Source organism: Paenibacillus sp. FSL W8-0439 (assembly GCF_038008995.1).
Classification (GTDB): domain Bacteria; phylum Bacillota; class Bacilli; order Paenibacillales; family Paenibacillaceae; genus Paenibacillus; species Paenibacillus polymyxa.
Map to the genome: position 1 here is coordinate 2,788,553 of NZ_JBBPAK010000001.1, position 12,243 is coordinate 2,800,795.

At 45.5% G+C, this 12,243-nt stretch carries 6 protein-coding genes and 1 pseudogene; 3 read left to right on the forward strand and 4 right to left on the reverse strand.

What is annotated here, in order from left to right; translation table 11 throughout:
• The first annotated feature begins 14 nt into the window (after window positions 1-14).
• The 3 genes from MKX36_RS11900 (at window position 15) to MKX36_RS11910 (ending at window position 8,944) form a co-directional block, all read left to right on the forward strand.
• A complete protein-coding gene (locus tag MKX36_RS11900; protein WP_340864731.1) occupies window positions 15-2,489 on the forward strand; it encodes a PfkB family carbohydrate kinase in 2,475 nt (824 codons plus the stop codon).
• Complete coding sequence (locus MKX36_RS11905; protein WP_340864732.1) at window positions 2,479-4,752, forward strand: GH32 C-terminal domain-containing protein; 2,274 nt, start codon at window positions 2,479-2,481, stop codon at window positions 4,750-4,752. The genes MKX36_RS11900 and MKX36_RS11905 overlap by 11 nt, the downstream gene beginning before the upstream one ends.
• A 190-nt stretch (window positions 4,753-4,942) precedes the next feature.
• The gene (locus tag MKX36_RS11910; protein ID WP_340864733.1) at window positions 4,943-8,944 is read left to right on the forward strand and encodes a GH32 C-terminal domain-containing protein; all 4,002 of its coding nucleotides are present in this window, start codon (window positions 4,943-4,945) and stop codon (window positions 8,942-8,944) included.
• Between the two features lie 269 nt (window positions 8,945-9,213).
• On the opposite strand, the pseudogene MKX36_RS11915 reads toward MKX36_RS11910, so the two are convergent.
• From MKX36_RS11915 to MKX36_RS11930, 4 genes and pseudogenes are all read right to left on the reverse strand, one after another.
• A pseudogene (locus MKX36_RS11915) lies at window positions 9,214-9,357 on the reverse strand (helix-turn-helix domain-containing protein); the annotation flags it as partial.
• A gap of 228 nt (window positions 9,358-9,585) precedes the next feature.
• Window positions 9,586-10,518, reverse strand: coding sequence for a poly(ethylene terephthalate) hydrolase family protein (locus MKX36_RS11920; protein WP_340864734.1), 933 nt, complete (start codon window positions 10,516-10,518; stop codon window positions 9,586-9,588).
• A gap of 524 nt (window positions 10,519-11,042) precedes the next feature.
• A complete protein-coding gene (locus MKX36_RS11925) occupies window positions 11,043-12,014 on the reverse strand; it encodes an alpha/beta hydrolase (protein ID WP_340864735.1) in 972 nt (323 codons plus the stop codon).
• Window positions 12,011-12,145, reverse strand: a complete 135-nt coding sequence (locus MKX36_RS11930) for a hypothetical protein (protein WP_016820903.1) — start codon at window positions 12,143-12,145, stop codon at window positions 12,011-12,013. Before MKX36_RS11930 ends, MKX36_RS11925 begins: the two co-directional genes overlap by 4 nt.
• Window positions 12,146-12,243: the final 98 nt, after the last annotated feature.

The following is a 12,243-nucleotide window of genomic DNA, read 5'->3' on the forward strand; positions in this document are numbered from 1 at the left end:
GTGGGGAGAAAACTGTGCTTGATGTAATAACCATTGGGGAAGTATTGATAGACTTTACGCCATCAGGTCGTACAGCGGGAGGCAACGGGCAGTTTGAATGCAATCCTGGAGGGGCTCCGGCTAACGTAGCAGCTGCTCTATCCCGTTTAGGAGCTAGAGCGACGTTGATTAGCAAAGTTGGGGATGATCAATTCGGTTCCTTGCTGCACGATACCTTGATGAACGGTGGCATCGACGTGTCTGCGCTTACGTTTACAGAGGAAGCCAATACAACGCTGGCATTTGTTCATCTGGATGACAACGGAGACCGATCGTTCAGCTTCTACCGGAAACCAGGAGCGGATACATACTTGCGCACGCAGGATGTCCCGTTCGATAGGATTGAAAACTGCCATGCACTGCACTTTGGTTCTTTGTCGATGACCCATGAGCCGGCCCGTACGGCAACAAGAGTGGCAGTTGTGAAGGCTAAAGAGGCAGGAGTCCTGCTTTCATTCGATCCGAATATCCGGTTTGCTTTATGGGAGAGTAAAGAGGAAGCGAAACAGAATATCCTTTGGGGCATGAAGTATGCCGACATCCTGAAAATATCCGAAGATGAGCTCCACTTTATAACGGGTACAACTGATGTGGAAAAAGGCTCGCTAGAGCTGCAACAGCAATTCGGCATCGCTGGGATCTTCGTAACTTTAGCGGAAAAAGGCTGCTATTACCGATTAGCGGGTCATGACGGATATGTGCCGGGTTTTCAAGTAGAGGCCATTGATACGACAGGAGCCGGTGACACTTTTCTGGGCTGCTTGTTATATAAGATACTGAATGCTGGTATTTCTTTGAATCAGCTGACCAAACAGCAAATCATCGGTATGCTAACTTTTGCTAATGCCGGTGGTGCATTAGTAACCACACGGAAAGGGGCTCTTCAATCTATGCCGACGACAGATGAAATTACCCAGATAATCGAGACAAATAAACAGCACGATGATGATAGATTTAGGCCGGGTTTTCATTTTTCACCTCACTCCCACTGGTTGAATGATCCCAACGGATTAGTCTATTACGAAGGAGTCTATCATCTGTTTTATCAGCACCATCCTTATAGTAACCAATGGGGACAAATGCACTGGGGTCATGCTGTAAGCCAAGACCTGGTTCATTGGGAGCATATGCCTATCGCTCTGTTCCCGGATGAGCACGGCGCTATTTTCTCCGGTTGCTGTGTGGTTGACTGGAATAATAGCAGCGGACTGTTCGATGGTTCCCATGGATTGATCGCACTCTTCACTCATGCAGACAGCTGTCCGGAGACCGGACAACCTCGCCAGCGGCAAAGCCTAGCTTACAGTAGCGATAAAGGCCGAACATGGCACAAATATGAGGGGAACCCAATACTCGACGAGCATGATCTGGTCGACTTCCGGGACCCCAAGGTGTTCTGGCATTCGCCAAGTGAATGCTGGATTATGGCTCTTGTCGCTGGAGACCACGTTCGGTTTTATCGTTCCGACAATTTACGTGAATGGTCGTTGTCAGGCGAATTCGGAAAGAGTGAAGGCTCGCATGACGGAGTTTGGGAATGCCCTGATCTCTTTGAATTACCGGTTGATGACAGCGGACATTCCAAATGGGTACTTATCATAAGCATCGGAGATAATCCCAACTGTCCGGAAGGCTCACGCACGCAATACTTTATCGGAGAGTTCGACGGAAATACGTTCATCAATGACCATCCGGCCGATCATATTCTGTGGCTGGATTTTGGCCGGGACAATTATGCGGGGGTCACCTGGTCGGATATAGCTGAGCAGGATGGACGGCGTATGATCATCGGATGGATGAGCAACTGGAAATATGCTAACCAAACGCCTACCGGGGCCTGGAGAGGTACAATGACTCTGCCTCGCGTCTTGTCATTGACCAGCCGAGACGAGGGCGTAGTTCTGACCCAAATGCCTGTTCGGGAAATAGAGCAGCTGCGGAAAGGAACGCTCTGCTGGAATGAGGTTAAGGTTAAGCCAGCGGTGCCGTTTACGCAAAAAATGAATGATGTTCTGCTTGAAATTGAAGCGGATATCGACATTCGTTCCGGGGACGAGGTTCATATTAAAATGAAGTCCTCTGGGCAAAGCGAGACTATTATCGGATATGACCCTGTGCGCCAATGGCTATTCATCGATCGTTCGAAATCGGGCCTGACTGATTTCCACCCATCGTTTGCGTGCAAGCACGGTGCTAGAATGGTTTCGGAGAATGGGAAGATCAAACTGCATATTTGGCTGGATCGCAACGCGGTTGAAGTGTACGCGAATGAGGGTTTGGTTGCACTGACGGATCAAATATTCCCTGATGCTCCGATGGATCGTATTGAGATAAGTACGAAATCAGGGGAAGTTATAGTGAACTCGTTTTTTATGCATGCTCTTAACTCCATTCATATTCCCAATGGTCCAACGGAGCAGACACAAGGAGGGTTGAAGTATGAGCCATGAAACCGATAATCGGCGATTGATCATGTATTGGGCCTTCAATGAAGGAACCGGTACAAGCGCTCTGGAGAGCGTATCCCAAGTCCAGGATAAAATCCAGTACGTATTTAACCAAGCGGAGTTTACTAAACCTTGCCCTCCACGGTGGAGACAGGGGGTAATTGGAAATGGGCTTCTGTTCGATGGTTATTCGACTTACATTGCGCATTCGTTCGATGAGGGAAATCAGAACACCGAGCCAGAGTATCGATCAGCGTTAAGTATAGGAGTATGGGTAGCCCCACGCTCCTATGAATGGGGGGATGATGGCAAATTGTCCGCTATCGTGAACCGCTACAACCTGGATCGCAAGCAGGGTTATCTGCTCGGCATGTTCCGTCACGGTTCCTGGTCCTTCCAAGTCGGGCTGGAAGGAGGGGACTGGAAGGAACTTTGGTCGCCAGACGGCCATGAACTGCCGAAGAATGAATGGTCACACGTGAATGCTGTGTTCGATGGGAACCAAGGGGAAATCAAGTTGTATTTGAACGGCAGTGAAATCGCTTCAGCTGCCGTGCCTCGTGGTTCCCGCCTAGCTGAGGCGGTTGACACGGATCTTCTGATTGGCAAGAATAACCATAGCAGCCTGCTGGCAGAAGTGTTCAGCCTGCACATGTTTAGCGGTATCATTGATGAACTCAAGATTTATAATCGGGCGCTGAGCGCGGAAGAAGTGGCCGCTTCTTATCGTTATGTGCTGGATACCTTTCATGAAGGTATCCAGCCGCAATTAAACTATGACGAGATCAAGCTAGACCGAACGCCACTGCTACTTGATCGGCACAGACCGCAATATCATGTTAGCCCGCCGGCCCATTGGATGAACGAACCCCATGCACCGATCTATTTTGACGGACAATATCATTTGTTCTATCAGCATAATCCGCAGGGACCGTTCTTTCATCAGATCCATTGGGGGCATTGGGTAAGTCAGGATTTGGTGCATTGGCGTGATCTACCCGTGGCCCTGGCGCCCGAAAAGGATCAGCTCGCACCGGACGGGATCTGGTCGGGAAGCGCAACCTATGATGATGACGGACTTCCTGTCTTGTTCTTTACGGCAGGTAATGACAGCGCTTCTCCGAATCAGAGCGTAGCGCTTGCCCGAAGTACTTATACCCTTGACGGAAACCCGGATCTGGTTCAGTGGGTCAAACATCCAGAGCCGTTGATCGTGCAGAAGAAGGGAATGGGCGCATTTGGGGATTTCCGAGATCCATTCGTATGGAAGGACGATGACGGTTGGTATGCTCTGGTCGGGTCCGGAATCGAAGGTGGAGCAGCACTGGCATTTGCGTCACAGGATATGCTGAATTGGACGTATAAAGGGCCGTTTTTTAAAGCGGATATTCAGAAGTTTCCTTACCTTGGACCCATCTGGGAGCTCCCTGTGCTTCTTCCCCTTGGCAGGGACAAGCAGGGGGTGAACAAACATCTCCTGCTTGTTAGCCCTGTGGGGAAGGGAGCGGATGTCGAGGTGTTCTATTGGATCGGACAACTTGACAAGCAAAATCTTTCGTTCATCCCCGATCAAGAAGAACCTCAATTGATTGACGTCGGGGATTTCCATTTTACTGGACCGAGTGGAATGGTTGATCCGAAGACCGGCAGAAATATCGTCTTTACGATAGCCCAAGGCGACAGGACGTCCGAGATGGAATATAAGTCGGGCTGGGCTCATAACGGAGGCTTGCCGTTAAGCGTGTATTTGAGGGATGACGGACGTCTGGGAATAGAGCCGATTCAGGAGCTTCAATCGCTGCGTGGCCCCAAGCGGCTATCGCTTCGGGACCAGTCATTGGCTGAAACTAATGTACAGCTTAGGAATGTTCATGGTGACATGCTTGAGATTCAATTGGAATTGGAGCCCGGCAGCGCCAAAAAATTCGGAATCAAGGTCCGTTGTACACCAGACGGAGAGGAAGAAACTCTGCTGTATTATGATTGGAATCAAGCGATGCTCTTGGTCGACCGGTCGAAAACGACGCTTCACCCGGGAGAAAAGTGCGGAGGGGTTCAAGGCGGTAAGTTGGAGCTACTTGGGGAGAATCTGAAGCTCCACATATATTTGGACCGCTCCATGGTCGAAGCCTATGCAAACGGATTGAAAAGCCTGACAACCCGGGTATATCCGAGCCGTATGGATGCTTTGGGACTCGAGATTTGGGGAGATGGAGAACCGTTTGTTAAATCCTTGGATATATGGGATATGCAGTCCATTTGGTAAGACGATTGTTTAGGTGCTCCTAACGAATGGGGTCATACACAAATGATCAAGTAATTTTGCATTCCTCCGTTTGGAAACGTTTCATTCATATTCTCCCTTCTTCATGACTATTCATCTTTGTACAAGGAGAGCATTTCGAAATGAGGTATCGATGTTCGCAAGTATAACAAGTTTCGAAGGAGGCTCGAGAATGAGGAAAGCCAAAGGAAGAAAATGTTGGATATCGGGAATGGTTATATGGGCTATGGTTCTCCAGCTTGTTGTTCCGGGAATCTCTGTCGCATCCGAAAATAGAACTGTTGCTGGAGAAACGCTCGTTCCTAAGAATGATGTGAAATCATCGGTTACGGATGCGATTTATCAAATCAAGAATATTCCTAAGAATGACATGGGATTGTCAGTTACGGATTCAGTCTATCAAATTCGGAATCCTGGATTTGAAACAGGAGATTTGACGGGATGGACCGTTGTCAAAGGCGAGGCGTTCGGTCCGAATAGCGTAACCGACGAAACGACTTGGTGGGCGGAAAAAATACCGTATAACCAGGAAGGAACTTATCATTTAAACGGCTGGAAGTATGACGAATCTGCGACAGGTATAATTCATTCCAGCACTTTCGAGCTGGGCGGCAGCGGCTGGATCAGCTTCAGGCTTGGCGGTGCAAAGAACCCAGACAAGGTATTTATAAATATTGTGGAAGTCGATACGGGACAAGTTATTGCCCGATACGGAAATAGCGCATTCGCCGACGTTGGCTTCCCAGATCCCGCGCTGGGCATGCGGCTTGCCAATATGGTGCAATACAAGGCGGATCTTTCCACATATTTGGGCAAGAAACTGTATGTGGAAGTCGTCGATAATGCAACCTCGGATTGGGGAGTCATTTTTGCGGACGCATTCTCCATGTACCATGAGTCGGAGCCAGCTGAAGGAATTGTTGCGACGGATATCAAGCCGGATTTCAAGCGCTATGAAATCGATAATCCAAGCTTTGAAACCGGAAATCTCGATGGCTGGACTGTTGAGGGAGATGCTTTTGAAGTGACTAATGAAGCTCATGCGAGCAAAGAAGGGAACTTCTTTGCCAAATCCTCCATGCAAGGAAAGGGCTCTATCACTTCTAATACTTTTACGCTTCAGGGAACCGGAACAATTAACTTTATTATTTTGGATATCCTCAAACCAGAAAACGCATATGTTGCACTTTACGATGCGAACAGCAACACATTGCTCATGAAAACCGGGAATGTCAGCGCGAACGAGAAAATCTCATGGAAAGTGCAAGAACACTACAACAAGAAGCTCTATGTAAAGGTTGTCGATTATTCCAATGAAGCCAACATTGCCGTTGATAGTTTCCAAGCAAGTGGTAGGGGTACTATTTTCCACTTAAACCTTGATGAAGGCGCAGGAAAGAAAGTGCTGGAGAAAGTACACAACCTTAGGTACGATGTGAACTATGTATTTAACAACGCCAGGTATATGGCATCGAAGGATCCGAGATGGACTCCGCGTGGAATAAAAGGCGGCGCCTTATTGTTCGATGGATACTCGAATTATGTTGAGGTCAATGCAAACGATACTGTACCTGTAAGCGACGCGTTAACCATCGAAGCTTGGGTTGCACCGCGTAGCTATGAGTGGGGAGACGGAAACAAGTTGTCTGCGATCGTAAACCAATCCGATCAAGATAAAGCGGAAGGCTTTTCTCTTGGTATGTATCGGCACGGTACATGGTCGATGCAAGTAGGCATTGGCGGTCAGTGGATTCAGGTATGGGTAAAGGATCACCCGTTGGAAAAATACAAGTGGAATTATGTGGCTGCTACTTTCAGTAAAGAAGATGGAAAAATTAAATTATATCTAAACGGTGAGGAAGTGGCTTCCCAAGTAACCCCCGTCAACGTTCCGATCACACCATCTACCGAGAGCCTGATCATCGGGAAAAATAATAAACCTGTAGAGTTAGCAGGGGTGTTCTCCTTCAATATGTTCAGCGGACTCCTAGATGAAGTGAAGCTGCATAATAAAGCCCTTACAAACCAGGAGATACTTGCTGGATATGAGAGCGTGAAGGCGCTTCATGGAGGTTCAATTCCGCAAATTCCGAATGCGGACATTGATGAGGATCCAAGTGTGTTTGACGGAGATCAGCACCGACCCCAGTACCACGCGATGCCTCCGCAAAACTGGATGAATGAAGCACATGCACCGATTTACTATAACGGCAAATACCATTTATTTTATCAACATAACCCGCAAGGTCCATTCTGGCATCAAATCCACTGGGGGCATTGGGTGAGTGACGATATGGTGAACTGGGAAAATGTAAGACCTGCTCTTGCGCCCGAAGCGGGCACCCTAGATCCGGACGGCACGTGGTCAGGCAGTGCAGCGTATGATCGAAGCGGCAATCCTGTTCTGTTCTATACCGCTGGCAACGACTCCTTGTCGCCGAACCAAAGAACAGGGTTGGCAACTCCGGCGGATTTGTCCGATCCCTATTTGGAAAAATGGGTGAAATATCCTAAACCGGTAACGGAGCAGAACGGAAAAGGCATTCACAACGAGTTCCGCGATCCGTTTGTATGGTACGACAAAGAGGTGGACAAGTGGTATCAGCTAGTGACATCTGGTCTTCCAGACTTCAGCAGCGGCACAGCTTTGGTGTATGTATCCGATGATATGTACAATTGGGAATATAAGGGTCCGTTATACGTTAGTGACAGAAGCCGTTATCCGGAGTTGGGGACGGTATGGGAGCTACCAGTGTTATTGCCGTTAGGCACGGATAGTACGGGCAAGCAAAAATATATTTTCATGATTAATCCCCATGAAAAGCCGGAGCATGTTCCTCCAGCGAACGATGTGCAAAGAGATGTTGAGGTCTTTTACTGGATCGGGACCTGGGACCGGGATAACTTTAAATTTATTCCTGATCAGGAGGCACCCTCCAAAATGGATGTAGGTGACGGCTATTTAACCGCAGAGAGCGGTCTGGTCACACCCGACGGAAGAACGATCGTATTTTCCATGGTGCAAAATGTAAGAACACCGCAAGCCGAATATCAATCCGGATGGGCTCATAATTTATCTTTGCCGGTTTCCCTAAGCCTCGATAAGCATGATAAATTGCATATCGAACCGATTAAAGAACTACAGAGCCTTCGAGGGAAAAAGTGGGTTGATTTTTCGGACAAAAATTTGGAGAGTGCCAATCAATTGATTAAGAATGTCAAAGGCGACATACTAGAGATTGTGATGGAGATTGATCCGCGTGAAGCCCAGAAATTTGGTCTCAAGGTGCGACGCTCGGAAAAAGGCCAAGAAGAGACGCTCATTTACTACGACAAGAAGAACGGGACATTTAACGTGGATCGAACCAAGAGCAGCATTGATCCGGATGTGCGTGTGGACGGCATTCAAGGAGGATATGTAGATCTTAAAGGAGAGAACTTGAAACTCCATATCTTTCTCGATCGCTCGGTCATTGAAGCATTTGCAAATTACAAGAAGAAGCTGACAACTCGTGTCTATGTAGGCAGATACGACTCCCTAGGCTTACAGATCTGGGCCGATGGCGATATCAATATCAAATCCATGCAAGTATGGGATATGAATGCCTTAACGGGTAAACCGGCTGCTCCGGTCTATGTACCCGATAAGTGGGATAATTCTGTGTATAAGGATATTACAGAGCTGCCTAATCATGATTTTGCTACGGGCGACTTAACAGGGTGGATAACGGAAGGAGACGCCTTCCAGAATGTCCATGTGACCAATACCCAGTTCTTCTGGGACAACATTTACTTCAACCCGTCGCATAAAATTCCGGGCGGCTACCATTTGTGGGGCTTCAACGAGCAAGCCGGCGGCGACAGCTTAACCGGAGCGCTAAGATCTCAAAATTTCGTCCTTGGTGGGAACGGTAAGATCAACTTCCTTATCAGCGGCGGCCGGGATATAGATCGTCTGTATGTTGCGTTGGTTCGGGCGTCGGACGGCAAAGAGTTATTTAAAGAGACAGCAACCAATTATGAAGAATATCAACGGAAGATTTGGGATGCGACGGATTATATCGGCGAGGAGCTTTATATAAAGGTGGTCGACCAATCCAAAGGCGGGTTTGGACATATCAACGTAGATGATTTTAATGTACCTGTTCAGGTAAAGAAGAAAACCAACAACTGACTCTTGTTAATACGTGAGTCCTGTAGTCACTCCAAACAAACCGAATACTCAGATAGCTTGTCATTCGAAATGGCAAAGGAAAAGGGCAGGTACTTGTAAAACGAAGCTGAATCAATTTTTATTTGGATGGGAGATTAGAGTGTATTTAATTTAATGCTCATTCGCCATAATCCCTTGGCTGAAACCATAGGATTATGGCTTGGTGAGCGCACATTAATGAAAAAATAATAAATTCTAACCTTAGTCAGAGAAAGGTTTCGTGGTATGGTTTAATATTCAGCTGAAGGGACGCCTTTTTTGCTAATCAAACGGTTTTTGGGCTCAGTGTGCAACAACTGCTCTACCTGTACATTTAATGCAATTGCTATGGCATAGAGCGTATCGATATCCAGTGTAATATCTCCGGTTTCATATTTGGAAACCTGGAATCGTTAATGCGAATGAGTAAATTTCGTAATCTCCAGCATCTGGTCGGTCATATACAATGCCGAAAATTGAGAGTTAGACTGTACCGTTCTTTCCTAAAGGCACAGACTTTGCCCAAGTATCCGATGTGGCTTTGGAGCGTTCGCTTGATTTAATCAACCATTGCCCGAAAATGTCTGGGGTGGAAAACCGCTCACGAATCTTTCACAAATCCCTTAATGGTTTTTTTTAATATCCTGCAAGTTTGCATTAGATAGAATTTCAGCATTCTCTCCGAAGAATGCGTTTCCTGCTTCGGTATCGCCATTAAGATAGTACATAAACCATGCGGTTACATATCCGTCTGCATAGTAAAGCATTTGCCCATGATCGGCATCATTTCTTCTTGCCATCACTTTTGTGACATTATTGAGGATGTCATTATAAAGTTTTTGCAGGCTTTCCAGAGGTGCAATCTGCTCATCTGTGTTGCCAGTGGAACCAATAATCATAGTTGGTGCTTTGATGAGCGTAGGATCAGATGTCCATTGCAGAGCTTCGCTCATCACGGTCTTCGCGGAACTCAACATTACAGCAGCTTTATAGATGTCAGAATGCTTCTGATCTGTAATAGCGTTTATTACACCGATGCCGCCCTGTGAATGTCCGGTAATACCAATATGGTCGAGGTCTATCTTCTTATAAAAAACATTATCCCCACCATTGATTTTATCTTTGTATTCATTCAAAAGCTCAAGATACCGAACAGACATTTCAGCGGAAAACCCATTCCATGCATACTCTTCTTCTGTGGCAATTGTGATAAATCCCCAAGAGGCAAGATGTTTTTGCAGTGCTTGATATTTAGAGCCTGTGATCCCTGTTCCGTTGACAAATACAACAACGGGGAGCGATCTATTCATTTCGGACATATCCGCTGGATAAAAAATCTCATATTTCTTAAATGACATCATAGCGGCACTTTCAAAATAACTTACCTCGTGCTCACCCATAGCTATATACTTTGCTTCCAACTCGCCTCCTGTTTTGACTGTTTCCGTATAATTATTCGGAGCGGCAGGATTATTTGCTAAGTAAATCAACAAAGCGGCAATCAGTACTGCAATGATAAAAATAATACAACCAGTAATTTTCAACATCTTTTTCATGCACGTAAATCTCCTTAGCTCTCAATAAATTATAAATTTAGCGTAGGTCTTGTGGATTGTCTGCCTTGTTTCCTTGAAGTAGTATACCTGATCTGAATAAACTGAAAATAAACTGATGTAAGCATAGACCAATTACCGATTAGTTTAGTTATATATCTAAATAAAAAGCATATGTAGTTAACTTGAATAGGTAGCATAATGAAGTACGATTTCTCATTTCATATGACAAAAAGACTCAAGAAGAGATAAACACGGGCGGAAAAGCCTGCTCAGACATATGTTGAAGCCGTATAACCTGAAAGAGATATTGTCTTGTTAAGCGTAATATATGAATAGTAACCTTAAGCGTAATGAATTAGGAAATATTAAACTTCAAATTTAATTAATAAACCTGCTTTTTTGACGGTTATTCTTAAGTTTTTCGTTTTCACTTTGGATAGTAGAGAAGGTAGTTTTTAAAAATAGTACCTTCTCTAAATCTGCACATTTTGTTGCCTCAAACAGAACAGCGGATCTAATCTGTCTTATTCACTCCCCATATATCGTTCCAGGTACTCATTCAACTTTTCTATATATTTTAAATATAGCTTATTGTCATTTTGCAGACCGTGCCCCGAATGAGGAAACTCGAAATAATCATGGGGAACATTGTTTTCTTCCAGTGCGTTAATCAGATATTTTACTGTTCCGAACGGAGCAACCTTATCGTATTTTCCATAGGCAGCTAGCGTTGGTACAGAATTTTTATCAATCCACATAAATAGTGAAATATCTTTGACTGCTTCATCATAGCTTGCTTTTCCTATCATATCTGTTGTAATCGTGTTACCAGACATAACGCTGAATAAATTTGCTGCTGCCTCTGGATTCTGATCCAAACCGTAGGTAACCCAGTCCTCTGGATAAAAGCTCGGTGGTCCTACCATCTCAAATACCATTTTTACAGGAATAGGAGAGGTGTCCGCATCACGGTAAGCATACAATAGCGCCAAAGTTCCACCTGCCGAGCCGCCGGATATCGCCATTCTATCGAGATTGTAGCCTAACTTTTCCGCTTCCGCTTTTACAACTGGAATACTTTTTTTGATTTCCTGTGACATAGTATATACACTGGCTTCGGGATTATTTTCATTACGCAGCGTATAATTAATACCAGCGGCGACATAACCTTTTGAAGTAAGCCATTTCAGCATATTGGCGTCATCACTTTTGTCACCAGTTGAAAAACCTCCTGCATGGAGATATACGACAAGACCATAGCTTTTCTTTGTATTATCTGCTGGAACATAGAGATCAAATTTATTTTGCTCCTTATCGTCATAGGCGATATCTGAATATACATGCCCAACGGTGTCATTCCAATGAACTTGCATCTCTCCAGACAGTGGATTGTATGTCATTTTGATGATTGCTGAAGTCGCGAACACAAGAATAAAAACACCAACATAAATAAATCCCCACAACATTTTTTTTCTGCCTTTTCTCTCATTTTTCATAAGAAGTTACCTCCAAACAGTGTACCGCCGAGCAAAAAATTCATAAATGCCCGCACCGCAAGACGGCCCAAAACGGCAGCTACGATGATAACTAAAATCAGAATAACCATGCGTTTTTGTGAAAGTGTCATCTCTTAATCTCCTTATCAATTTCTTCGTGATGTTACCCCTTGAGTTGTTTTATCCTAATGTTCAGACTTTTTTCCGTGCCGGAATTTGGGCCTATTTA